23 protein-coding genes are annotated in these 26,108 nt (G+C 29.5%); 7 read left to right on the top strand and 16 right to left on the bottom strand.

The features are described 5' to 3' along the window. Nucleotides 1-367: 367 nt before the first annotated feature. From DFQ07_RS07870 to DFQ07_RS07855, 4 genes are all read right to left on the bottom strand, one after another. Nucleotides 368-1,435 (bottom strand): helix-turn-helix domain-containing protein, encoded by a 1,068-nt coding sequence (locus tag DFQ07_RS07870; protein WP_133535746.1) that lies wholly within the window; start codon nucleotides 1,433-1,435, stop codon nucleotides 368-370. Nucleotides 1,436-1,581: 146 nt separating this feature from the next. Further along, nucleotides 1,582-2,292 carry a 16S rRNA (uracil(1498)-N(3))-methyltransferase gene (locus DFQ07_RS07865; protein WP_133535745.1) on the bottom strand — a complete coding sequence of 237 codons (711 nt, stop codon included), beginning with the start codon at nucleotides 2,290-2,292 and terminating at the stop codon, nucleotides 1,582-1,584. Then, a complete protein-coding gene (locus tag DFQ07_RS07860; protein WP_133535744.1) occupies nucleotides 2,292-3,410 on the bottom strand; it encodes a GTP cyclohydrolase in 1,119 nt (372 codons plus the stop codon). The genes DFQ07_RS07865 and DFQ07_RS07860 overlap by 1 nt, the downstream gene beginning before the upstream one ends. 19 nt (nucleotides 3,411-3,429) lie before the next feature. Next, the gene (locus tag DFQ07_RS07855) at nucleotides 3,430-4,764 is read right to left on the bottom strand and encodes a transporter (protein ID WP_133535743.1); all 1,335 of its coding nucleotides are present in this window, start codon (nucleotides 4,762-4,764) and stop codon (nucleotides 3,430-3,432) included. Between the two features lie 139 nt (nucleotides 4,765-4,903). On the opposite strand from DFQ07_RS07855, the gene DFQ07_RS07850 reads away from it, so the two are divergent. Both DFQ07_RS07850 and DFQ07_RS07845 read left to right on the top strand, forming a co-directional pair. After that, complete coding sequence (locus DFQ07_RS07850) at nucleotides 4,904-5,185, top strand: DUF4834 family protein (protein ID WP_133535742.1); 282 nt, start codon at nucleotides 4,904-4,906, stop codon at nucleotides 5,183-5,185. 1 nt (nucleotide 5,186) lies between these two features. Further along, nucleotides 5,187-7,589, top strand: coding sequence for a YfhO family protein (locus DFQ07_RS07845; protein ID WP_133535741.1), 2,403 nt, complete (start codon nucleotides 5,187-5,189; stop codon nucleotides 7,587-7,589). A gap of 7 nt (nucleotides 7,590-7,596) precedes the next feature. Here DFQ07_RS07845 and DFQ07_RS07840 read toward each other — a convergent pair whose 3' ends face one another. Continuing rightward, complete coding sequence (locus tag DFQ07_RS07840) at nucleotides 7,597-9,282, bottom strand: helix-turn-helix domain-containing protein (RefSeq protein ID WP_133535740.1); 1,686 nt, start codon at nucleotides 9,280-9,282, stop codon at nucleotides 7,597-7,599. Between the two features lie 312 nt (nucleotides 9,283-9,594). Here DFQ07_RS07840 and DFQ07_RS07835 point away from each other — a divergent pair, with 312 nt between their 5' ends. From DFQ07_RS07835 to DFQ07_RS07815, 5 genes are read left to right on the top strand one after another with little or no spacing between them, the layout of a single operon-like run. Next, entirely contained in the window at nucleotides 9,595-10,122 is a 528-nt protein-coding gene (locus tag DFQ07_RS07835; protein ID WP_133535739.1) for a methyltransferase domain-containing protein, read from the top strand. After that, nucleotides 10,119-11,291: a glycosyltransferase family 4 protein gene (locus DFQ07_RS07830; RefSeq protein WP_133535738.1), complete on the top strand. Its 1,173-nt coding sequence runs from the start codon at nucleotides 10,119-10,121 to the stop codon at nucleotides 11,289-11,291. Before DFQ07_RS07835 ends, DFQ07_RS07830 begins: the two co-directional genes overlap by 4 nt. Before the next feature lies 1 nt (nucleotide 11,292). Then, nucleotides 11,293-12,573: a glycosyltransferase gene (locus tag DFQ07_RS07825; RefSeq protein ID WP_166627753.1), complete on the top strand. Its 1,281-nt coding sequence runs from the start codon at nucleotides 11,293-11,295 to the stop codon at nucleotides 12,571-12,573. Continuing rightward, nucleotides 12,570-13,652, top strand: coding sequence for a non-hydrolyzing UDP-N-acetylglucosamine 2-epimerase (wecB, locus tag DFQ07_RS07820; RefSeq protein WP_133535736.1), 1,083 nt, complete (start codon nucleotides 12,570-12,572; stop codon nucleotides 13,650-13,652). The genes DFQ07_RS07825 and wecB overlap by 4 nt, the downstream gene beginning before the upstream one ends. Before the next feature lie 4 nt (nucleotides 13,653-13,656). Then, nucleotides 13,657-15,162, top strand: coding sequence for a lipopolysaccharide biosynthesis protein (locus DFQ07_RS07815; protein ID WP_133535735.1), 1,506 nt, complete (start codon nucleotides 13,657-13,659; stop codon nucleotides 15,160-15,162). Nucleotides 15,163-15,274: 112 nt separating this feature from the next. Here DFQ07_RS07815 and DFQ07_RS07810 read toward each other — a convergent pair whose 3' ends face one another. From DFQ07_RS07810 to DFQ07_RS07760, 11 genes are all read right to left on the bottom strand, one after another. Next, nucleotides 15,275-15,862, bottom strand: coding sequence for a Crp/Fnr family transcriptional regulator (locus DFQ07_RS07810; protein WP_133535734.1), 588 nt, complete (start codon nucleotides 15,860-15,862; stop codon nucleotides 15,275-15,277). A 186-nt stretch (nucleotides 15,863-16,048) separates the two neighbouring features. Further along, nucleotides 16,049-16,621: a Crp/Fnr family transcriptional regulator gene (locus DFQ07_RS07805; RefSeq protein ID WP_133535733.1), complete on the bottom strand. Its 573-nt coding sequence runs from the start codon at nucleotides 16,619-16,621 to the stop codon at nucleotides 16,049-16,051. Between the two features lie 37 nt (nucleotides 16,622-16,658). Then, the gene (locus tag DFQ07_RS07800) at nucleotides 16,659-17,279 is read right to left on the bottom strand and encodes a WbqC family protein (protein WP_133535732.1); all 621 of its coding nucleotides are present in this window, start codon (nucleotides 17,277-17,279) and stop codon (nucleotides 16,659-16,661) included. Next, on the bottom strand, nucleotides 17,279-18,859 hold the full coding sequence (lepB, locus tag DFQ07_RS07795) for a signal peptidase I (protein WP_133535731.1): 1,581 nt from the start codon (nucleotides 18,857-18,859) through the stop codon (nucleotides 17,279-17,281). The genes DFQ07_RS07800 and lepB overlap by 1 nt, the downstream gene beginning before the upstream one ends. A 78-nt stretch (nucleotides 18,860-18,937) precedes the next feature. Beyond that, nucleotides 18,938-19,639, bottom strand: coding sequence for a 4-hydroxy-tetrahydrodipicolinate reductase (gene dapB, locus DFQ07_RS07790; RefSeq protein ID WP_133535730.1), 702 nt, complete (start codon nucleotides 19,637-19,639; stop codon nucleotides 18,938-18,940). A 1-nt stretch (nucleotide 19,640) separates the two neighbouring features. After that, a complete protein-coding gene (locus DFQ07_RS07785; RefSeq protein ID WP_133535729.1) occupies nucleotides 19,641-20,219 on the bottom strand; it encodes a DUF5683 domain-containing protein in 579 nt (192 codons plus the stop codon). Further along, nucleotides 20,220-21,107 (bottom strand): ParB/RepB/Spo0J family partition protein, encoded by an 888-nt coding sequence (locus DFQ07_RS07780; protein ID WP_133535728.1) that lies wholly within the window; start codon nucleotides 21,105-21,107, stop codon nucleotides 20,220-20,222. A 9-nt stretch (nucleotides 21,108-21,116) separates the two neighbouring features. Further along, the gene (locus tag DFQ07_RS07775; protein WP_133535727.1) at nucleotides 21,117-21,881 is read right to left on the bottom strand and encodes a ParA family protein; all 765 of its coding nucleotides are present in this window, start codon (nucleotides 21,879-21,881) and stop codon (nucleotides 21,117-21,119) included. Nucleotides 21,882-22,048: 167 nt separating this feature from the next. Further along, nucleotides 22,049-23,716 (bottom strand): hypothetical protein, encoded by a 1,668-nt coding sequence (locus tag DFQ07_RS07770; RefSeq protein WP_133535726.1) that lies wholly within the window; start codon nucleotides 23,714-23,716, stop codon nucleotides 22,049-22,051. Nucleotides 23,717-23,730: 14 nt separating this feature from the next. Next, on the bottom strand, nucleotides 23,731-24,933 hold the full coding sequence (locus DFQ07_RS07765) for a DUF4249 domain-containing protein (RefSeq protein WP_133535725.1): 1,203 nt from the start codon (nucleotides 24,931-24,933) through the stop codon (nucleotides 23,731-23,733). Nucleotides 24,934-25,076: 143 nt separating this feature from the next. Next, a partial coding sequence (locus DFQ07_RS07760) for a DUF4249 domain-containing protein (RefSeq protein WP_166627752.1) occupies nucleotides 25,077-26,108 on the bottom strand: 1,032 nt, incomplete at its 5' end.

Below are 26,108 nucleotides of genomic sequence, written 5' to 3'. Positions count from 1 at the left end.
AATATAATGTAAGCAAAGTGATAGTTAGTCCTAAAACATCCAGTCTGGACGTTTTAGGATAAATTTTTTTATAAAAAAATAAAAAAAAGGTAATTTTTCCTTTATTAAGAGGTGTACATTTCAATAAAAAACACCAATAATAATTATTGGTGTTTTTAGCTTTATACCTTTCTCTTTTTCGTATTGAGAGTGGTTCTCAACAAATTCTTAGAAATCTTAAAATAAATAGAAAACCCCTTCAACTATTTTCAATTATATTCAATTTCTAATTTTCACAAAGTAAATATAATGTATAAAACAAAAAAAAGAGTTCGAAAACATCCAAACTGGATGTTTTCGAACTCTTTTTTTATAAAAAGCAATAAGTTTAGTTAATTGCTAGTGATAAATTTTTAAATTCAAAAGGAGTATATCCTGTATGTTTTTTAAAAACGGTGTAAAATGTTGATTTTGAGTTAAAACCAGATTCTAAACCAACAGAGGTAATTGTATAATCGGCATAATTTGAATCTAGCAATAATATTTTAGCTTGTTCGACTCTCATTTCATTTAAATAGTCTGTAAACGATTTTTTAGCTACATTATTTATAATTAACGAAAGAGTACTTGAACTCAATTCTGTATCAGAAGATAAATGTTGAAGAGTGTATTTTGTTTGTAAAAACTTTTTCTTAGTTCTAATAAAACTGTCAATTTCGGTAAATTGTTCTTTTTGTCTTTCTGTTAAATTGTCTGAAAACTGTTGTTTAGAGTTAAGTTTAATAGTATCTACGCTGAAATCACCATTTAAATCGATTAGCAATGATTTTCTAATGTTTTCTCGTTCTTTTAATACTCTAATTTGTTTTAACCCCTGATATCCTAACCAATAAATAAGTACTGTCGTATAAATTCTTAAAGGATAATAAGAAAATAGAAAACCTGTAAAATTCATGCTAACTTTAATGATTAAAGCTAAAATCCAAAGAAAATAACCGACAGAGGTTAGCTTAAAGAAAGTGTAAATCCATTTTAAATTGTCGTATGATAGTATTTTCGGAAATAGTTTTTCTTTTTTGTATAATATATAAAATGAGTATGCAAAAATGCTTAGGGAAGTGACTAAGCTAAAAATTTCTTCAAAAGAAGTATATCTTTCATATGTATAAGCAAGATTTTCATTTGAAACTGTATCACTGTAATATATAACAAAACTAATTTGACTTACTACCAATAGAAGAAATACAGGGATAATAATTTTTAGAATTTTGTATGATTTTTCAGCAAGATTTAAATAATGAATTAAGAACATATACAAGAAAGGCATTGCTAAAAAGTGCCAGGGTATTTGTATGTAATCTAAAGCAAACTTATACTGAAGTAATTCGTTTTCTAATGCCCAAGATTGTATGTTGTTTAATGAAATGGCTAAAATTAAAAGGTTTAAGTATAGCATGCTCTTTTCTCTTCCATTCTTAGAACAAAAAAGTATAACACTAAAAGCAAAGCCATGAAGAGCACTTATTAATAAAAAAAGATTAAATAGGTCAGCAGTAGTCAAAATTTATCAATTTATTTCATGATAAATATACAAAAAATGAATTACTGATGTAAGAAGTTAATACTCTGCACTACATTCAAGCCTGCTGTTTCTGTTCTTAATCTATTTAACCCTAAAGATATAGGGGTGAAATTTTTGTTTAATGATTGTTGAATTTCACTTGTCGAAAAATCACCTTCTGGTCCAATAAGAATTGTATATGAAGAGTTAGGAGTGGCTATGTTTTTTAAAAACTTTTTTTCAATATTTTCTTCGCAATGAGCAATAAAAATCTCATTTGTAAAATGTTGGGCGATAAAATCTGAAAATTTTATAGGCTCATTTAGTTTTGGAAGTGTACATTGTAAAGATTGTTTCATTGCCGACTGTACAATTCTTGATAACCGATCTATTTTAACAATTTTTCTTTCAGAATTTTCACAAATAATTGGGGTAATTTCATCAATACCAATTTCAGTTGCTTTTTCTAAAAACCATTCAAAACGATCATTGTTTTTAGTAGGAGCAATGGCTACATGCAAATAATAATTTCTTGTACGTGATTTTTCTTCGAACTTGATTATACGAGCGAGACATTTTTTGTCATTTCCAACAATAATTTCTGCAGAAAAAAGTAATCCGTTTCCATTTGTAATAAGAAGTATATCACCTTCTTTTTTACGTAATACGCGAATTATATGACGACTTTCATCTTTATCGAAAGTAATTTCCTTTGAAGTAGCTATTAAATTAGGATTGTAAAATAATTGCATTATAAATCAAGTTTATATGTTCTTCTTCGTTTATGAATTTTAGGATTAAATTCTTTCCAAATTTGATGAATTGCATGATTATCTTCTAATTCGGGGGTTCTTATACAGTTTTTAATACCTTTTGAAGAGAAAACAGGATAAAATTGATCGAAAATAACAGCAGTAACACCTTTGTTTTGGTATTCAGGATGCACACCGATTAAATAAAAAGTCACGTCTTTTGAGTTTTTTCTTGCATTTAGTAAATGAAAAATTCCCAAAGGAAAAAGCTTACCATTGGCTTTCTGTAAAGCTGATGAAAACGAAGGCATAACAATAGCAAAGGCTACAAGTTTGTCATCTTTATCTACAACAAATTTGATGTATTCAGGATTGATAAAACTTATATATTTCTTTTTAAAGTAGGCTATTTGAGCTTTAGAAATAGGGACGTAAGTTGATAGTTTTGAGTATGTTTTACTAAACAGGTCAAACATCTCATCAACATAAGGCATTATTTTATTGGTAGATGTAAAGTTTAAAGGTTTTAATTGATACCTTTTTTGAATTAAAGTACTTGCCTTTTGATATTTTTTAATATCAACATCGTTAAAAGAAAATGTACTTTCTATGTATTCTTTTTCTTTTTTAAAGCCTAATTGTTCTAAGTGTTTGGAGTAGTATGGATGGTTGTACCATGTAATCATTGTACCGATTTGGTCAAAACCATCAGTAAGAACTCCTGTTTTGTCTAAATTATTGAAACCTATTGGGCCTTCGATATATTCTAAATTGTTTTCACGCCCTATTTCAGCGACTTTATCCAACAAAACCTTAGAAACTTGGATATCATCAATCACATCAAACCAACCAAAACGCATTTTTTTGATGTTTTGTTTTTCAGTTTCATAAGTATTGATAATAGCTACAATTCTACCAACAATTTCATTGTTCTTTATAGCGATAAAGAAACGAGCTTTTGCATGCTCAAAAACAGGGTTTTTGTCCTTGTCAAAACTTTCAACTTCGTCTTTTATGATAGGAGGAACCCAGTAATTATTGTTTTTATAAAGAGAAAAAGGAAACTTAACAAATTGTTTCATTTCCTTTTTGGTGGTTATTTCTTTAATTTGAATCATATAACAAATGTAAGACTTTTTAGTTGTCCTCTTTTTCTTGTTCTTTTTGATCTTCTTTTTTAATTTCTTCTTCTAGTTTTTTAATTTCTTTTTCAAGTTTTAAGCGTTCTTTTTCTTTACGTTTAGCTTCTTCCTCTTCTGCCTTTTTAATTTCTTTTTCAAGTTTCAAACGTTCTTTTTCTTTACGTTTAGCTTCTTTTTCGGCTTTTCTTTGTGCTTTTTTGGCAGCTTTTCTTTCTTCTTTTGCGGTTTTTTTCTTCTGCTTTTTATCCTCTTTAGCTATCATATCTACCAATGACTCTTGACGCTCTCTTCTAGGTTTTTCATTTAATAAATCTTCATCAGTTTTATTTGAAATATCTAAATCAACTTTTTGTTTACGTTTTTTAGAGAATAGTTTTCCTATTTTACTAAACATACGACCAAAGAAATTTCTGTCTTCGTCATATTTAACTTGTTTTTCATTCTCTATTTTGTTTCCAAATTCATCAATTTCAACAAATTCATCTTGATGTTTGTTAATTCTATATGAAACTCCTATAGCAGAATAAAACCCAATTTCGTCTTGTTGTAAATTAGCTCTAATTGAAGCGTTGAATTGTAAGTTCTCATTAAATAAATACGCTGCTCCTGCACCTATATTAGTTTTCTTTTCATATTCTTCAAAAATACCTTGCATTTCTGCAAAACCAGACCAGTAATCATCAAAGTTATAAGTACCAGTTATAATGTAAGAAAATTGAGAAAAATCTGTACCAATATAATCGTAATGAACATTGGTAATTACATTTAACTTATCGGAAAACTCATTTTGTAATAAAAGACCTATCTTAGGACTAAAACCACCTCTTTCATGATAATCTGTTAAAAAGTTTCCAATGTTTAGACCTACTGAAACCCCAACATGCGGTATCCATCGTTTCCAATCAAAAGAATGTCTTGCTTTCCAACTTCTAATTTCTTTACTCTTATCATCATATTTAGGAGCATAAATCATATATTTTGCTCCTAGGCTAAATTGACTTAACCCTGTTTTATTATATGATGATTCAAAAATATTTTTAAATGCTATTTTATCTCTTTGTAAAGAAGTATTGAAGTTGAATTCTAGTTTTTCAGAAAAAAAACTAGTTCTAAAAAATAAATTTAAACCAAGAGCTTCAGGATTACTAAAGGTAGGGGTAGCATTCATTTTTCTATAAAAAACACTTGTTTCAAATTGATAAACACCCGAACCAACACTATAAGGGCTTTCAGAAAAACCTGGTTTATTTGAATTTATAACAGGTGTATATTGCGCGTTAGCAGTTAAAATAGAGCAAAAAACAAAAAGGATAAGAAGTTTCTTAATCATATAATAAATCCAAATTTTCAGGTTGTACAAACATACGTAAAAATACAATTACCTATATAATATAAGTTTTGTAAACTCTTAACGCTTCCTTTTGCTTCAAATTGTTATTTTTGATTGATTTTTTTATTTTAAGAAAAAGATGACATATTTAAATGAAGCTGGACCTGTGAATTTTTTAAAAACCATATTAATTATTCTTTTAGTTTATTACGCTATAAAATTTTTTGCTAAACTTTTTGGACCATACCTCATAAAGAAAGCTGTTGATAAAGTGCAAAAGAAAGCAGAACAACAGTATAGAAGCCAACAACAAGATTCAACTGTTGAAGTAGGGGAAACGGTTATTGATAAAAAACCAAATAGTGGTAAAGAAAGTAATAATTCGGTTGGCGAGTACGTTGACTATGAAGAAATAGACTAACATGAACTTAAAGAAAATTTTACCTTTTGCAATAGCAGTTGTTGTTTTTGCAATAGCTTCGGTGTTGTATTTTAATCCAGTTTTAAGCGGAAAACAAATCAAACAAAATGACATTACCCAGTTTATAGGAATGTCGAAAAATATAAAAGAATATAGAGTAGAAAAAGGAGAAGAGCCTTATTGGCTAGATAATGCTTTTAGTGGTATGCCAGCTTATCAGGTAAGTGCTTACTATCCGAATGATTTTGTACGTTATATTGATAAAGCAATCCGTTTTTTACCAAGACCAGCAGATTATCTTTTCTTATACTTCATTAGTTTTTTCTTATTACTTACAGCTTTGAAAGTTGACTGGAAGCTAGCTATTTTAGGTAGTTTGTCCTTTGGATTTTCTACCTACCTGATAATTATTTTTGGAGCAGGACACAATGCGAAAGCACATGCTATAGGCTACATGCCAATGGTGATTGCAGGAGTAATTTATATTTTTAGAAAACGATATTTACTCGGATTTATTCTAACGGCTTTGGCAATGGCTTTAGAGATTTATTCAAATCATCCGCAAATGACTTATTATTTAGGATTTTGTTTGTTGATTTTGGCAATTGTTGAAGGTGTTGAAGCTTTCAAATCGAGAACATTACCTGTGTTCCTTAAACAATCAGCTATTTTGGTCGCAGCGATGTTAATTGGTATCGGAGCTAATTCTACCAGATTGTTGGCAATGAAAGAATATGCTGATTATAGTACGAGAGGAAAATCAGAACTAACAATTAATCCTGATGGAACGCCAAAAGAAAAGTCTACTGGGTTAGATAAGGAATATATAACTGAATATAGCTATGGAATAGCCGAAACATTTAACTTGATGATTCCTCGTTTTATGGGAGGAGGAACAGTTGAAGAGTTAGGAGAAAATTCGAGTTTTTATCAAGTTTTAGAGCAAAATGCAGGGAAAAATGTAGCAAAAGAATATTCAAGTCAAACATTGACATATTGGGGTAAACAACCTATTGTGGAAGCTCCAGCTTATATAGGTGTAATTGTTTTCTTTTTATTCTTTTTAGGAATTTTCTTAGTAAGAGGACGATTAAAATACTGGTTGGTTGCAGCTACCATTTTTTCAATTGTATTAAGTTGGGGAAAGAATTTTCCTGTAATTACAAACTTTTTTATTGATTATGTTCCGTTATACAATAAGTTTAGAGCAGTTTCATCAATTCAAGTCATTGCTGAGTTGTGTGTTCCATTATTAGGTGTTTTAGCATTAAAAGAATTTTTCTCATCAGAAATCTCTTCTGAAGAAAAAGAAAATGCCGTAAAAAAAGCTTTTTATATTGTAGGAGGTATCTCGGTATTATTCATGTTGTTTGGTTCTAGTTTGTTTGCTTTTGAAGGATTGCGAGATGGACAGTATCAACAACTTCCAGAGTTAATAGATGCATTAATTGCTGATAGAAAGGCAATGTTATTTAATGATAGTTTACGTTCTCTTGTACTAGTTTTAGCAGTAGGAGGTTTGTTGTGGTTTTATTTAAAAGGAAAATTGCAGCAGATTCCTGTGTTGATAGCTTTAGGGGGATTAATTATGTTTGATTTAGTATCGATAGATACCAACTATGTTAATAAAGAAGATTTTACTTTAGCAAGGAAAGTGCAAAAACCATTTGTTGAAAGTAAAGCAGATACAGAAATCTTAAAAGATAAAAGTTATTATCGAGTAGCAAACTTTAGTGTAAGTCCCTTGCAAGATGGAAGAACTTCATATTTTCATAATTCAATTGGCGGATATCATGCAGCGAAAATGAAGCGATATCAAGAATTATTTGATTATCAAATAGCTAAAAATAATATGGAAGTGTTAAATATGTTAAACACTAAGTATTTTATAATTAGCGATGAACAAGTTCAAGAAAATCCTGAAGCTAATGGTAATGCGTGGTTTGTGAATTCTTTAAAGGAAGTAAATTCAGCAGACCAAGAGATAAAAGCTTTAGATAGTATACAAACAAAGAAAGAAGCAGTAATCAATACCAGAGAATTTCAGTTTAAAGGTTCTTATCAATTTCAAAAAGATTCAACAGCTAACATCAATTTAGTTAAAAAGAATCTTACAACACTAGTTTATGAAACAGCAACAAGAGAAAAACAGTTTGCAGTGTTTTCTGAAATATACTATAAATATGGGTGGAATGCTTATATTGATGGGAAGGCTAGCCCTTATTATAGAGTGAACTATGTGTTGAGAGGACTTGAAGTTCCAGAAGGAAAACATACAATAACTTTTAAGTTTGAACCAACTGTTATTAAAACAGGAAGTTTATTATCTGTAGTATGTTATACTTTGTTACTCATAATACCAATAGGTTGGTTTGTTTTAACAAGGAAAGTAAAAAAAGGATAGAGTTATATTAATTAATATCAAGATTTTTTAAAAAGATAGAAGGGGTTACACCAACGTGTTTTTTAAATGCTCTAGTAAAAGCAGAAGCATTGGTGTAGCCAATTTCTTCAGCTACGGCTTGTATAGAATATTTTCTAAAGTTCTTGTCTGTTTTTAACTTTTCTACTACGTAGTTAATTTTTAGTTTGGTACAATATTGTTTGAAAGATTCGCGATGATATTTGTTGAAAACAAAAGAGATATAAGTAGTGTTGGTTTCTAGTTTATTAGCAATATAGTTTATTGAAAAATCAGGTTTTAAAAAATCTAAGTTTTTCGTCACGTTTTTAAATTCGTTAAGAATTTTATTTTCTAAATCCTTGTCAATATTGTACTCTTTTTTTTCAATTTCTATAGGTTTGTTTTGGTGTATCTGAAGAAGAAGCTCTTCTTTCTTTTTTCTTTCACCTTTAAGAAGATAGAAAGTAATAATAGCAAGAGTTAATAATAATACTACAAAAGATATAATAAGCTTACGTTGTTTGTCAGATTCTCTTTTTTTTATAGTATTGTTAAGTTGTTGAGTTTTATTAAAGTTGTTGTTATAGAATAAGTTAAAAGTTTTGTCTTTGTTTTTCCTTGCTAAATTGTATTGATTTAATGTAAGTTTTGAGTATTTATAGGCACTGTCTAATTTATTTAGCTTGTTGTATTCATTAGAAAGAATATCGTATATAGTAATCAATTTACTTGGCTCAAGCTTTTTAGAATCTTTTAAAAAATGATTTGAATAGTAAATAGCAGAATCAGAATTGTTCAAATTATGAAAACAAATAGCTTTTTGAAAATATTCCGTATTAAAGTAGTTATATCCATTGCTTATATTTTTATAATTATCAATTAAATCAATAGCCTTAGAAAACTCTTTTTTAGCCATTAAAACTTCAGCTTTTTTAAAGTTATAAATGATTTCAGAATCATTATGAAGGGGGGTGAAAAGTCCGGTCGTTTTATATGCTTTATCAAAATAATAATCGGCAGAGTCTAAGTATACTTTATTAGGGGATTTATTATTTATAGAAAGATAGATGTTTCCAAGGCAGTTTAAGGTATTGGCTTGCCATTGAATGAAAAAGTCCTCTTTTTGATGATCTTTTAAAATAGGATTTTTAATTTCAGAGATAGCGTCTAACAAAATGTCTTTAGCACTCTGTTGCATATTAAGTTTATTTTTTATAATTGCTTTACTTAGAGTTATCCCCAATATATTTCTGAAATTTATTTGATCTTTAATAGGGTGATTTATAATTACATTCTCACATTTTATAAGAACAGAATATGCTTCTTCATATTTTTCTTGATTTTTTTTAATCCAGAAAAGTCTATTTAAAGCAGCTGTTTTTCTGTCTAAAAGACAGGTTAAATTTTCCTTTTCTAATATGGAATCAACCTGTTTTATTACTTGATTAGCTATTCTTTCGGATTCATCATAATTTTTTAGTTTATAAAAACCATAGGCTCTACCAGTAGAAGCTTCTAGTTTTTTACAGATGTTATTTGATTCTCCTAGTTTATTACAATAGTAGAATAAACTATCGCTATTTATATTTTTAAAATAGTTAATCCTACTTAAGTGAATAGAATCTAAGTGCTTTGTTTGGGATATAACTTTTGTAGAGCAGAATAAAAGTATTATAATTATAAATCTGGTCATTTTATATAAAATCAATCAAATAAAGAAAAAGCTTTTAATAAGGGGATATGTAAGGAATTCAAATATACATTATTTTAATCATGCTTTTTATAAAATATGGTATATAGTATTTTTTTTATAAGCTAAACAGTACTAAGTTTGAAGTAAGTAAAAAGTACTGATAATAGAAGTACGGATTGCTATGGAAAATTGAAAAATTAAAAGCGAAGGAACCATCCTTCGCTTTTGTGTTTTATAAATGTTGTAAAACGTATTTTACCTTTGTTGCTTGGAATGATAAAATAATAATACATTTGTTTTAAAATAAATTTCATGTATTCTAAACTACCAAAAAAGAGATACAAACATACACTTGAGTTTTTACAAAAACATCTTCCAGCACCTGCAACTATATTAGATTTGGGAGTTCGCAATCCTTTTTCAGAAATAATGGAAGAAAATGGATATACCGTATACAATACTGATGGAGAAGATTTAGATGTATTACCTCATATAGTAAAAGAATATAAAGTTGATGCAGTAACTGCTTTTGAAATCTTCGAACATTTACTAGCTCCATTTAATGTGCTAAGAGAGATTGAGGCCACTAAAATAATCACCACAGTTCCTCTTAAATTATGGTTTACTAATGCTTACAGAAGTAAAACAGATATGTGGGATAGGCACTATCATGAGTTTGAGGATTGGCAATACGATTGGTTATTAGAAAAATCAGGATGGAATATTGTTGATACCGAAAAATGGACAAGCCCTATTAATAAATTAGGAATTAGACCTATTTTAAGAAGATATACACCTAGGTATTATGCCGTTTTTGCAGAGAAAAAGAGTTTGAAATGAGGATAGGAATGATTTTGGATAAAACATTTCCTCCTGATCCGAGAGTACAAAATGAAGCAATAGAATTAATAAAAGCGGGTCACGAAGTTTTTTTGTTTTGTTTAACTTATTCAGATGAGCCTTCAGAAGAGCTTATAAACGAAATCAAAGTTAAAAGATATAAATCTAGTATGTTGGAATATAAACTATCTGCACTAGCTTATACAATTCCGATATACTCTCATATAATGAAGAAAAAGGTTACTCATTTTCTGAAAAAATATGGGATAGAGGCACTTCATGTACACGATATGGTTGTTGCAGAGGCAGTTTTGTTAGCAAATAAAAAAATAAAATTACCAGTCGTGTTAGATTTGCACGAAAATAGACCTCAGATAATGAAATTTTATCCTCATTTAAAAAGGTTTCCACAGAATGTGTTGATATCAACCCAACGGTGGAAACAAAAAGAAGAGGAATTTATTAGAAAAGTAAATAAATTAGTAGTTGTTACAGAAGAAGCAAAAAATGAAGTTTGTAAAAGAACATCAATAGCTCAAAAAAATGTTGTAGTTGTACCCAATACTGTCAGAAAGTCTTTTTTTACAGAATTAAATGATTTTGAAGATAAGACAGCAAAAAGCAATTTTAACTTATTGTATATAGGTGATACAGGAGAAAGAAGAGGGCTAAAAACAGCAATTAGAAGTTTGTTAATTCTAAAGAAAGAAATAAAAAATATCAAATTAGTTATTGTTGGAAGTATTAATATTGAATTGAAAAAACTTTCTGAACAATTAAATGTTGAAGAGCAAGTAAGTTTTGAAGGATGGCAAGAGGAAGCAACGTTTCCTTATTATATAAAACAAAGTGATATATGTTTGTCTCCACTGCACAGAAATTTACATCACGATACTACACATGCTAACAAATTGTTTCAATATATGAGCTTAGGTAAGCCGTTATTGGTAAGTGATGCAACAGCTCAAAAGAACTTGATAACTAAAGTAGATGCAGGTTTGGTGCATGAGGCAAAAAATGTAGAAGATTTTACAACTAAGGTAATAATGTTGTATAAGAATAAATTGTTAAGAGATAAATTTGGAGAAAATGGAAAAGAATTTGTTCGAAATGAATTTACATGGGATATAACATCTAAAGGATTGATAAACTTATACAATAACCTATAACTTGAAAGTATTAATTATTACATATTATTGGGTGCCAGCAGGTGGATCTGGAGTGCAGCGATGGTTAAAATTTGTTAAGTATTTACGAAGCTTTAATATAGAACCTGTGATTTTTACAGTTGATGAAGCAAAGTACCCAATTATAGATACTTCGTTAGAACAAGATGTGCCAGAGAGAGTTGAAGTAGTTAAAAACCCGATATGGGAACCTAATGATTTACTGTCAATATTTAAGAAAAAAGAAACTAAAATAAGTGCAGGTTTTTTAGATCCAAATCCAAGTTTTATAGGGAAAGTAATGCAGTATGTTAGAGCCAATTATTTTATTCCCGATGCTCGTAAATTCTGGATAAAACCTTCAGTAAAAAGACTCAAAAAATATTTAAAAGAAAATTCTATTGATGCAATTATAACTACAGGACCTCCTCATAGTTTACATTTAATAGGATTGCAACTAAAAAAAGAACTAGGTGTAAAATGGATTGCAGATTTTCGAGATCCTTGGACAGATATTGATTATTTTCATCAGTTACCGCTGACACAAAAAGCTAAAGCAAAGCACCATCAATTAGAGCAAGAAGTAATAAGATATGCTGATGCTACTTTAGTAGTTGGTAAAACAATGAAAAAGAACTACGAAAAATTTTCAAACAATATTCACGTTGTTACTAATGGTTTTGATTCCGAATTAAATGAGGAAAAGAGTGTGAAGCTAGATGAAAAGTTTTCAATTACCCATATTGGTTTGATGAATGCTGATAGAAATCCGAAAATACTTTGGGAAGCATTGTCAGAGCTAAGTATTGAGAATAAAGAGTTTGCTGAGGATTTAGAAATAAAACTCATAGGTAAAATAGCTGATGAAGTAGAAATATTTTTGAATAAATATGAGTTTAAAAATATAACCAAGATTGAATACGTACCACATAATGAGGTATTACAATATCAAAAAATGTCACAAGTTTTGTTGTTAGCAGTTAATAAAGTGCCAAGTGCTAAAGGAATCATAACAGGTAAAATTTTTGAATATTTACAAGCAAAACGTCCTATCTTAGCTGTAGGACCTGAAGATGGAGATTTAGCTGAAATATTGACTAAAACTAATGCAGGGACGATTGTTGATTTTGATGATAAAATGAAAATGAAACAGGTAATAATGCATTTGTATAATCAATTTAAAGATGGTGTGTTACAAGTTGCTTCCAACAATATATCGCAATATCATCGAAAGAAATTGACAGAACAATTATCTATGATACTTAAACAAGTCGTTAATTCTTGAAAAAAATAGTAACTATATTAGGAGCGCGCCCACAATTTGTAAAAGGTGCAGTGTTAAGCAGAGTAATTCAAAAGCATAATGAAATTGAAGAAATAATAGTGCATACTGGGCAACATTTTGACGCCAATATGAGTGCTGTTTTTTTTGAAGAAATGCAAATACCGAAACCCAAATATAATTTAAATATCAATGGGTTAAATCACGGAGCTATGACAGGTCAAATGCTAGAAAAAATTGAAGAAATTTTACTGGTTGAAAAGCCTGATGCTGTAGTTGTATATGGAGATACGAACTCGACATTGGCAGGAGCTTTGGCAGCACAAAAATTACAGGTAAAAGTAGTACATGTTGAAGCAGGATTGCGTTCGTTTAACATGCAAATGCCTGAAGAAGTAAATCGTATTTTAACCGACAGAATAGCAAGTTTATTAAGCTGTCCTACAGAAGTTTCTGTAAATAATTTAAAAAAAGAAGGTTTCGGTAGCTTTGATATTTTGATAGAAAAGCACGGAGATATAATGAAAGATGCTGTAGAGTTTTACAGTAAAGTTTCTGAAGAAAAATCGTCTATTATAAGTGATTTAAATTTAACGAAGAACCAATTTGTATTAGCAACTATTCATAGACAAGAGAATACAGATAGTAAGGAGAAGTTAACCAATATTTTTAAAGCATTAGAAGAGATTCATAAAATAAAACAGGTGGTTCTACCTTTACATCCAAGAACAAAAAAGATGCTAGAAAAATATCAATTGCAACCAAACATTACTTTTATAGAACCTATAGGCTATTTTTCAATGTTAGAATTGTTGAAAAATTGTTGTTTAGTAGTTACCGATAGTGGAGGACTACAAAAAGAAGCTTTCTTTAATAAAAAATTTTGTGTTATAGCTCGTGAAGAAACTGAATGGAAAGAACTAGTAGATAATGGTTATGCAAGTGTTTCAGGAACAGATACAAACAAGTTAGTATCAGACTTCAATAGATTTTCAGCAACAACAAAAAGCTTTAAAGAGGCATTGTATGGCGATAATGTAGGAGAAAAAATTTATCAATCAATAAAAAAACTAATTCAGTAATACTTTGGGAATCGTATTTAAACAATCATTCAAAAATACCCTTATAATTTATTTAGGTTTTTTAATAGGGGGGATTAATACCATAGTGTTATATACACGATTTTTAGGTGATGAGTATTATGGATTAGCAACTTATGTGTTTTCGGCGTCTAATTTGATAATGCCTATAACAGCTTTCGGAATTCACTTTACAATTATCAAGTTTTTTTCTAGTTATACTTCAAAAGTAGAGCAAGACAAATTTTTAAACTCTGTAATTTTATTACCACTTTTTATAGCCATTCCAATAGGGTATTTTTGGGACTTTTTTCATAATTGGATTATGAATTTTGTAGCAAAGAGCAACTCGAAAGAGAATTTAATTATTGAAAATTATACAATATATATATACATAATAGCGGTAGCTTGTGCTTATTTTGAAGTGTTTTATTCGTGGGCGAAAGTACAAATGCAATCAGTTTTTGGAAATGTTTTAAAAGAGCTGTATAATAGAGTTTCTGTGATGGTAATGTTACTTGCGGTGTACTTTCATTTTATTACTAAGCAAGAGTTTATCGTTTATATGTCGTTTGCTTATGTTTTGAGAACTTTATTAATGATGATATATGCTTTTCGTTTATACACTCCAAAGTTCTCATTTTCTTTACCTGATAATTTTAATGAAGTTTTACGATATACTTTCTATATTATTCTAGCAGGAAGTGCGGGAGCTATTATTTTAGATATTGATAAAGTTATGATTCCTGGTAAAGAAGGTTTTGAAACAGCAGCATATTATACGGTAGCCGTATTTATAGGATCATTTATAGAAGCACCAAGTAGGGCAATGGGGCAAATTTTGCAGCCATTAACCTCTAAAGCAATCAATGAAAATAATCCGAAAGAAACTGAAAACCTGTATAAGAAAAGTTCAATTAATTTGTTGTTGGTTGGAGGATTGTTTTTTGTATTAGTGAATTGTAATGTTGAGGAGTTATTCAGATTAATGCCTAATAAAAACTATGGAGAAGGAGGGTGGCTAGTTGTGTTGCTTATTTCTTCAGCAAAACTATTTTTAATGCTGTTAGGTAGTAATGGTGCCATCATTAATAACTCAAAATTTTATCGTATAACTCTGCCTGTTGGGGTAGGTATGGCGCTATCAGTATATTTTTTAAATACCTATTTTTATAATGATTTGGGTATGGGAACTGAAGGGTTGGCATTAGCTACTTTAATAACAGTATTAGTGTTTAATGCTTTTAAACTGTGGTTTGTTAAATTAAAGTTTAGCATGACGCCATTTACCAATAAAACATTGTTAATGATCTTTATCATTTTGGTTATGTTTTTTGGTTTTTACTTTTGGAATTTTTCGGTATCTGAGTTTTACTTATTTGGATTTCCTATTCATCCAATAATTAATATTATTTTAAAGAGTATTGTTATTATAATTATTTACGGGGCGGTAGTAGTGAAATTGTCTATATCAGAACAGATAAACAACCTTATAAAAAGATATATAAAATAAAAAGACTTACACACACAAGGGGTAAGTCTTTAATTAAGGGGGACGAAACAATATAAGGGGGTTGTTTCGGCCACAAATATAAGTTTATAATTGGTTTTATTGTTACGATATGTTAAAAAAGTTTTTCATTAATTAGCTTTTTCCGAATTCTACTAAGTTGCACTGGAGAAATGTTTAAATACGAAGCTATATTTCGCTGTGTAATTAAATCATCAATATTTGGAATTCTTTTTTTTAAATCTAAATATCTTTCAGTAGCCGAAAGTGTGGATACATCTAAAATTATATTTTCAGCTTTTAAATAAGCGTTTTCTAGTGTTTTTATATAAAATAAGCTTAGTTCGTGATATTGCAAAGTAAGTTCTAAAAACTTATAAAAATCACCTTTATATCCTGTTACTTTTGTTAAAGCTTGATAATTTACTTCTGATGGCATTCTTCTCATCATAGCAGAACTAGCTCCAGTAATGTCACCAGCGGTAAAAAACGCTCGTGTAGCTTCAGTACCATTTTCATTTAATAAATAAGAGCGTATAATACCACTTTTAATAATAAAAAAATCATTAGGAAACTCACCTATTTTTGTAAGAAATTCACTTGGTTCAAGTTCAGTAAACACAACTAAGTCTTCAAAAATAGAAACAATATCACTAGATAAATTAATATACTGATGAAGAAAATTTTTAATATCATCACTCATAGTTAACAAGCTATATAAGAATATGGTAAGTTGTTAAAACGAAGTTACTAAAAATAAAAGGATAAATAATAAGAAATCAGACCCAATTTTAGGGGTGTTAGGTCTGATTTTAAGGGGAAAATGTACAATTGTATGTAGTACATTGACAAATATATATTGTTTTTATACTATAGACATTAACATATGTTAATTAATATAATTTTTTCTAATTCTACTAAGCTGAACAGGAGTAATATTTAGGTAAGAAGCGATATGGTATTGATTAATCAAATTATCAATTCCAGGAAATTTTTCTTGAAGGTTTTTATATCGCTGAGTAGCATCTAGAATTTGTAATTCTAAAATTTTAGATTCCTCCCTAATGTATATGGCTTCTAGTATTTTATAGTGAAATATAGAGATTTCATGATGCTGTAGAGATAAGTTGTAAAAGCTTTGGTAATCACATTCTAAAACCTCACAATCAGTTAAGCATTCATATATTAAAGTAGAAGGTTCATTTTTAATAAGTGCACCTAAATTACCCGATGTCATTATAGGTGTATAAATTGTTTTGGTACGTTCTTTGCCTTTTTCATCAATATTATACGCTCTAATTATACCAGATTTTAAAATGTATACATTGGTAGGGTTTTGACCTAAACTAACCAGTTCATAGTTCTTAGGAAATGTTTTTAATGTCAATAGCTCAGATATTTTCTCTAAAGAATCTTCTGATAAAGGGTAAAAGTTTAGTGAGAAATTTCTGAAAAATTCCATAAAAAAGTCTGAAAATTAAAGTGTAAAACTGGAGGGACTACCTCAAATTTACATCAATTTTTTCTAAAAAACTAATTGTATTTGGTCCTTCCATAAACAGTAAATCTAAAATAGATAAATTGGGAATAAAACCATATTTATCATCAAACATTTGAATATAAGCGTCCATTTCTATTTCTACACCTTTTTTTGCTATAGCTAAGGCTCTATAATCAGTAATGTTAGGAGTGACTTCATAACTGGTAGTCTTAGAAAAGCTTTGATCCATTTGTAAAGCATCGGTAACAAACAGATGAGTGTCAATATTCAAATCTTGTAAAAAAGTGTATTTTTTGTTAAAAATTTTTAATAAATCTTCTTCAAAAAATTCAAAAAAAGGAGAGGAGCGATAAGCAGATTGTAATGACTTATAATGCTGTTGTTGCCACGGAAAATTATTTTCAACTAAGGTGTCTTTCGTTTTCTTTCTTCCTTGTTTCGTTTTGTGTTTTACAGGAATATTTAAAGCTAATTTACCATTTGCGCCATATATATAACAGCGATTACGGTACGTTTGTTTTTGATAATTATCTTCCATTTCAAAAATAACAGCTTCGGTTTGATAAATAGCTGAATATTGCGAAATAGGAGCAAAGTACGTAGGAATAAAAAGTGACATTACGCTTTCTTCTTTTTACTTTTTCTAAAACTGGATACAATATATCCTCCAATTAATAGTAGCACTAACCATAAATAAGAAACGGGTTTACCACTTCCTCCAACGGTTGTAAACATTCTGTCCCAACGTATAGAACCAAGTTTAGCTAAAAAGTTTGGTGCATTAGCATCCCAACTTAACCAAATCATTACAGGTTTACCAACGACATGGTCAAAAGGTACATATCCCCAACTTCTAGCATCTAAAGATCGTTGACGATTATCACCCATCATCCAATAATAGTCTTGCTTAAAGGTATATGTTTTAGCTTTTTTACCATTGATATAAATATCATCTCCGAAAATGGTTAGATCATTGTTTTCATATCTTCGGATAATCTGCTCATAAAACGGAATTGTTTTAGAGTTTAATTCAACCGTAGCACCCTCTCTTGGAATGTAGATAGGACCAAAATTATCATTAGACCAAGCATATCTTGGATCATGTGGAAAAATGGTTTTATCGTAAGAACCTTTAGGAGCTAAGTGTTTTTCTATATTTTTTACAATTGGATTTTTAGCAATTAAAGCAGCCTCTTCATCAGTTAAATTCAACACATATTTATCTCCTTGCATTCCCCATTCTCTGATGTTGTATCTAGCGATGGCTCCTTGACTAAATTTTTCTCCGTTAGTGTCTACAATATGTAGCCATTGAGGTTTGGCTCTGTCTGGTAATACGGTTCTTTTTCCATTAATGAAAACATAACCTTCACGAACTTCTAAACTGTCCCCAGGAACACCTACAGCACGTTTTACATAGTTAGTACGCTTATCAATAGGTTTATAAGTGAATTTCCCAGAATTATCACCCCACATTGTAGCAAGTGAGTCTGAAGGCCAACTAAAAACAACAATATCATTACGCTTAATTTTTTGAAAACCAGGTAAACGCATGTATGGTAATGATAGTTTATTTAATAAGCCATTTTTGTTTTTATCATCAGATAAAAATGATTTTGTTCCTAAAAGAGGAACTGTATCATGAGCCATTGGCGCAGCAATAGTTGTCATTGGAACACGAGCACCGTAATGAAACTTACTCACAAATAAGTAGTCGCCAACTAACAACGTTTTTTCTAACGATGAAGTAGGAATGGTGTAAGGTTGCATAAAATAAGTGTGAACTAAGGTGGCAGCGATAATAGCAAAAGAAATAGAACTAATCCATTCACCTAGAGGAGATCTTGGTTTTAAGCTTCTGTTTTCAATATGTTTTGCATCGATAGCATAATTTATATAAAAGATGTACAACCCTAAAGTAAGAATGGCTAAAATAGTGTTTGGTCTTTTGTTAAAACCAAAACTTCTACAAGTTTCTACCCAAATTATAGGGAACATTAAAAGGTTTACTATTGGTATAAATAGTAAAATGACCCACCATTTAGGACGGTTGATAATTTGCATTAGTACTACGGCATTGTATACCGGTACTGCAGCCTCCCATGCTTTTCTACCTGCTCTAGTATATAGTTTCCAAGTACCTAAAAAATGAATAACTTGTATAAATAAGAAAAATAAAAACCATTCAGTAAATGTCATAATCTATATGTTTTGTATTCCCTTTTGGAATAAAATTCTAAATTTATTAGTGTTTCTTTGGTTTTGTTTGTTACGTAATTAACCTAAATTTAACACATCTTTCATCGTGTAAACACCCGTTTTATTTTGTAACCATTCGGCAGCAATAACAGCACCCAAAGCAAACCCTTGACGGTTATGTGCAGTATGTTTTATATCTATGGTATCTACTTCAGAAGTATAGGTTACAGTATGGGTACCTGGTACATCTGGAGTTCTAATAGCTGTTATAGGAATGTTTTCTTCAGAAGTTTTTTCGTCTAATTCCCATGCTTTTTTATTGGTATTTTCGATAATACCTTCTGCTAAAGTAATAGCCGTACCACTAGGTGCATCTAATTTTTTTGTGTGATGAATTTCTTCTATAGCAACATTGTATTGTTCTAAAGTACTCATCATTTTAGCTAGTTGTTTATTGAGCTCAAAAAAAACATTAACACCTAAGCTAAAGTTAGAACCATAAATAAAAGCACCTTTCTTTTCATTACACAAGCTAACAACATCATTGTATTGGTCTAACCAACCAGTAGTTCCTGAGACTACAGGGACATTATTATTAATACAATTACTAATATTGTTATAAGCAGAAGAAGGGACACTGAAGTCTATTGCTACATCAGCTTCTGTTATATCATACACTTCTTTCCCAGAAGCTTTTATAACAATTTCATGACCTCTTTGTAAAGCAATTTTTTCAATTTCTTTACCCATTCTACCATAACCAAGTAAGGCTATTTTCATCTTAAAAAGAATATTTTAGTGTTAGACCAACTTTTGGAGCTTCAATAAATAAAGGATCGGGAGTTATTACTGGTTTTATAGATAAACTATCATCTGTGTCAAATTGTAATAAATGTGCATTAACACTAGCTTCAACAATTTGTAAAACATATAAAAGTACACCAGTTAACAATGATAAATCTCTGTTTTTACGTAAAGTTTTCTGTGCACTTTCTAAACCCGCTGTAGAAATAAGAACAGTTCCATCCTCTCTAGTAAATTCATCTTTTAAACCTTGTGTACGAAGTTTAAAAGCTGTTCTATATCGATCGTATTGATTGCTATTGTCAAAATAAAAATAAGCACTAGCACTCATTGCTGCCCATACTATCGGAGCTTTCCAATATTTCCCATTATAAATTTGTCCGCCTCCAGGAAAAATAGCCGAATAAAAAGCTGCTTTTGAAGGTGACAAGGGATTGTATTTATCACTAGTTAACTGAAGTTGTTTTGCCCTAACGGCAATAGAATCTTTTTGAGCAAAAGTATTTTGAAACAAAAAAAGACTAAAAAAAGCGAATATGATTATACGTATCTTCAATTACTTTAGTAAGTTTTTAATACGATTAAAGTCTTCTTCAGAATGAAAAGGGATAGAAATTTTACCTTTTCCACGATTGTTCACTGTAACGTCAATTTTATGTCCAAAATAGTCGCTAATATCCTTAACACTTTCAGAAATATAATTAGGTAAAGCTTTCTTTTTGGCTGTTTTTGCAACCTTACCAGCTTTTAAGTTTTTTACAAGTTCTTCAGTTTGGCGTACTGATAGTTTATCACGAACAATTTTCTCATAAATGTTTAATTGATCAGAGTTACTATCAACATTAATCAATGCACGACCGTGCCCCATTGAAATAAAACCATCACGCATTCCTGTTTGAATAATAGGGTCTAGCTTAAGTAAACGTAAATAGTTAGTAACCGTTGAACGTTTTTTACCTACACGAGTACTTAGTTCTTCTTGAGTAAGTTGAATTTCATCAATTAAACGTTGATAAGAAAGAGCAACTTCAATAGGATCTAAGTTTTTACGTTGGATATTTTCAACCAACGCCATTTCTAACATTTCCTGATCGTTCGCTAAACGAATGTATGCAGGAACAGTTTTATTACCAATAAGTTTAGAAGCTCTAAAACGACGCTCTCCAGAAACTAATTGAAATTTGTCACTAGATAATTTACGAACGGTAATAGGTTGAATTACTCCTAATTCTTTAATAGAACTAGCCAATTCACGCAAAGCTTCTTCATCAAAATAAGTTCTAGGTTGAAATGGATTGACATCTATAGAATTAATGTCTAATTCAATAATATTTCCTACCAATTTGTCAGCATTTTTATCTGCTGCCGAATTCACTTCAGCAGTTTCTTTTAATAATGCCGATAAACCTCTACCTAAAGCTTGTTTTTTTGTTGCCTTTGCCATTTAAAGTGATTATACGTTTTTAGTTAAAATTTCGTTCGCCAAATTTAAGTAATTTACAGCACCTTTAGAGGTTGCATCGTATGAAATTATACTTTCTCCATAACTAGGTGCTTCACTTAAACGAGTATTTCGATGTACTATTGTTTCAAAAACCATAGAGCTGAAGTGTTTACGAACTTCATCAACTACTTGGTTTGATAAACGTAAACGAGAATCAAACATAGTTAATAACAGTCCTTCAATCTCTAAATTGGGATTATGAATTTTTTGTACACTTTTGATGGTGTTTAAAAGTTTTCCTAATCCTTCTAAAGCAAAATACTCACATTGAATTGGAATGACAACTGAATCGGCAGCAACAAGCGAGTTTAAGGTGATTAAACCTAAAGAAGGAGCACAGTCAATTAAAATATAGTCATATTCGTCTTTGATATCCTCTAAAGCTTTTTTAAGCATGTACTCACGCTCTTGCTTGTCAACTAATTCAATTTCTATGGCTACTAAATCAATATGAGCAGGAATTAAATCGACATTAGGAGAATCGGTTTTTAAAATTGTGTCTTTAGCTGAAATTGTATGTTCTAAAACTTGATATGTTCCAATTTCTACACTTTCAACATCTAAACCTAAACCAGAAGTAGCATTTGCTTGGGGGTCAGCATCAATTAATAATACTTTTTTCTCTAAAACACCTAAAGCGGCAGCTAAGTTTACTGATGTAGTAGTTTTACCTACTCCACCTTTTTGATTTGCAATTGCAATAATTCTACCCATTATAATTTGTATAGTTTGAAAGAGGTAAATTTACAATTATTTATGGTTTTTGAAAGTGAAAGATATTATTTAAAAATAAAAAAGCCACAAAGTTGATTCTGTGGCTTTTTGGTGTGTGTTTGAGAGATGTTTTAAAAGGAACTCAAACCTAAATTTTAATTATAAGGTTATTTTACATGTAGATGTTTAATAATGTTTACAGGCTTCCCACTGTTATTAAAACCTTGTATTTCAATAATAAAATTGCCTTTAATGTCAGAGGTAAAAAAAGAAAGCTCATTGTTTTTAGTAGAAATTCTAGGTTCCCATAAAAGTTGAGTTCTGAAATCAGGAATTCGATCATTTTTATTATCCAGCGAATATTCTTTCTGAAAATATATTTTATTAGATGAAATAGGTTGTATTGAATAGTTTACTAGATTGTTTTGATTTTTAGGGATATAGCTTTCTTTCTTAGAGTTTAATGAAATAATCCCTTCATATAGTTTTGAATTGTATTTGTACTTCTCTGTTAATAAAGAAATTGTTTGAATCTTTTTAGGATCTATATCAACTAGCTCTTGGTGGTCTGTTATTATATAGCCATCTATTATTATTAATGGCTCTATATTAGAGTTAGTAAATGTTTCACTATCTCTAATGTAAAATTTATTCTTCCCATTTTTCTTTGTAATCCAAGCATTGTTTATGATCTCTACAAAAGTTTCTTTCATAGTATTAAATCTAGTGTAATCATCTAGATTATATACGATGGTTTTATTTTTGAAAATTGAATTCTTTGTACTAAATGGTATAATAGAATCTTGTATTGTTTCATTATAAGCATTTTGAATTTGTGTGTAAATGCTTCTGTCATTTATAGTTTTTATTATTTGTTGGGTTGTTTTTGGAATGGTGAAAGTAAGGTCAGTTAAGCTTAGCTCTTTTTCTTTAGGGAAAGAGATTTTATAATCACTTGAAATATCTTCATCAATTAACTTACAGATCACTTCTTCTGAACGAAAAGGTTCGGAAATGTTAAAAAAGAAATACCCTTTACTATCTGTACTTGTAATTTTAAAGATTTTATCATTGCCAATAATTGATATACCTATTTTTATGTTTTTAATATTTTTGTTAGTAGAGGTGGGGGTTAATTTACCTATAATTAATTGACCTCTAAACTCAGGAATAAAAATTGTATTTTCTTCTTCAAAAGAAATTTCTTTTGAAAAAGTATTGAAATTTTGTGGTGTACTTTTTTTATTAAGGTATCCTTCATTTTCTTTTCTAACAGAAATAGAATAGATACCATTATCTTTGATAAGTTCTTTTAAGTTTAAAGTAACTAAATCTCGCGTATTATAAATATAGTTGTATGCAGTAATCTTTTTATTTTTAGACTCTTCGTAATTTAGAGCGATTTTTTCTTCAAAAGGATTTATAATAAGTATATCATCTTCAAAATAAGAATTGTTGTTTTTCATCCATTTTGTATAAGCAATTAATTTGTATTTACCTGATTTAATATCTGAAGAAATAAAAATGTCTCCATATCCCTCTCCTTTTTCGAGTGCAATTTTTCTTTTTATCACGGGGTTTTTATTGGTGTCTACCAATTCTAAGTAAGCTATTTTACTAAGATTGCTTGGAATGAGCGTGTTTTTGTTTAAATTATAAATTTTAAACATAAGGTTTTCTCCAGAAAGAATCAGGTTTGTATTATAGTGGACAAAAATTTGCTCTTTTGGAAGTGTTTTGGATTCTTGATATAAATCTTGAGAGATTTTTATTTGTGATGAAAGGTTAACTGTTGTACATAACAGTAAAAACAATAAATATATTTTTATTTTCATAGTAAGTAAGTTTTTTAATCTATCCAAAATGAAGGTTTTATATTGCTACCCAAAACTCTACAGTCACCACAAATTTTAGGAACTAAATAATATAGACCAGGAGCAGATTCACTAGGTTCTGGGTTTATTTTATAATAAAGATAATCACCTTTATCAATTATGTTTATTAGTGGTGAGACTAAAGGAGGAGCAAGACCAGCTGTTAATTGAGGTGCAATAAAATCGCAATCAGATATGTAATCTATACTTTCATTAGGGTACATGTCTAAGTAGTTAAAAAAAAATCTTTTTTCAGAGTATGAAGTAATTTCGAAAAAACCAAGTACTCTGTTGTCAGAAGTTTTGTTGTTAGTAATATTTCCTGGTATAAAACCTGGTTGGTTTTGAGTAAAGGCGCCTTGTGAAACAGATAGCTTTTTTAATGTCTTAAAATATCTATATGCATTTGCAGATTGGATATATTGTTTAACTAGGATACTATATCGATGAGAAATTATGAAATCATTTTTTTCTAAAAATCGAATAGTAAAGTTTACATTGTTTTTATCTAAACCAGTGGTTTCTGTTTGTATGATTGTATTAGATTTTTGTGTTTTATAACATTCTTTAGCTTGGTAGTCTTTTACTTCAAATGTTACAGAAAAAGGGAATTCTCTAGAAACAGGAACTAATTCAAATTGAGACCAATATGGGGCTACTATTTTATAGGTTTCATCATATTCATATCTGTAATATAGGCTATTAACATCTTCCGTATTGCTTATAACATTAATTTTTAATCCTTCTATATTTTCAGCAGTAATACTTTTTCCTATTGTTATATCATCAATTTCATTAATGCCCGAGATTTTTTCAGGAGTTGAACTATATTCATTTCCATCACTTGTGTTAATGTGTAAAGTATAGGTATTGTCTAATTCGGCTTTAAAAATATCATCAGACTCATAAAGACCTTCTTCGACTTCAGAAAAGGTATATGTATTTTCATTATTGTCAATAATTCTAACATTAGCATTAGACTCGTATTTAGGAACAGAATCATTTAACATAAAAGATCTTGAGAGTTTTATAGTATGCTTTTTTAATTGATCTGTTAAATTGGCTTCAACCACAAGATAATTTTCATAATTAATTTCTTTAATATCTATGGGCTCAATACAACTAAAAAAAGTTAGTAAAGCGCTTATATATATATATGTTTTTATTCTAAAACTCATTGCAATTTAAATTTAATATTACATGTTTTTTATTTTTAAAACTTTATTAAGGTGACGGTTTTTTCTTCGTTATCAACCCCTTGAAGTCCGAAGTAAAAGGTAGTAGGGGGGAATAAATATATTTTTGTTTTCATAGAGCTTTTTTAATCTATCCAAAATGATGGTTTTATATTACTTCCTAAGAGTCTACAATCACCACAAATTTTTGGAACTAAATAATATGGACCAGGCTCATATTTGGTAGGTTCCTCATTGGTTGTATAATAAAGATATTCTCCGTTATCCAAGGTAGCAATCAAAGGGGAGAAGAGCTCAGGATAACGACCGTCAACTAATATAGGAGCGATAAAGTTACAATCTGAAACATAATCTACATCTCCATCAGGATACATGTCTAAATAATTAAAAAAGAATCTTTTTTCGGAGTAAGAAGTCACTTCAAAGAAACCAAGTACTTTATCATCAGAAGTTTTGCTGTTGGTAATGTTCCCTGGTATAAAACCTGGTTGATTTTGTGTAAATGAGCCTTGAGATACAGAGAGTTTTTTTAAGGTTTTAAAGTATCTATATGCATTAGGGGCTTGTATATATTGTTTCACTAATATGCTATATCGATGTGAAATAATAAAGTCGTTTTTTTCTATAAAGCGTACAGTGAAATTTACATTATTTTTATCTAAACCAATAGTTTCAGTTTGTATTATGGTGTTAGAATTGATTGTTTTATAACATACTTTTGACTCATAATCTTTTTGTATAAACGTTACCGAAAAAGGAAACTCTCTAGAAACAGGGATTAAGTCAGCAGAAGACCAGTAAGGAGCTATGATTTTATAGGTTTCCTCGTATTCGTATCTGTAATAAATGCTATTAGGGTCTTCTGTATTACTGATAACATTAATTTTTAATCCTTCAATATTTTCTGGAGTAATATCTTTTTCTATAGAGATGTCGTTAATTTCATTAACACCATGTATTTTTTCAGGTGTTGAGCTGTATATATTGCCATCACTTGTGCTAATGTGTAAAGTATAGGAATTATTTAATTCGGCTTTAAAAATATCATCAGACTCATAAAGACCTTCTTCGACTTCAGAAAAGGTATATGTATTTTCATTATTGTCAATAATTCTAACATTAGCATTAGACTCGTATTTAGGAACAGAATCATTTAG

Source organism: Tenacibaculum caenipelagi, assembly GCF_004363005.1.
Lineage (GTDB): Bacteria > Bacteroidota > Bacteroidia > Flavobacteriales > Flavobacteriaceae > Polaribacter > Polaribacter caenipelagi.
The sequence above is the reverse complement of the archived record's forward strand: the minus strand, read 5'-3'. Positions and strand labels throughout refer to the sequence as shown.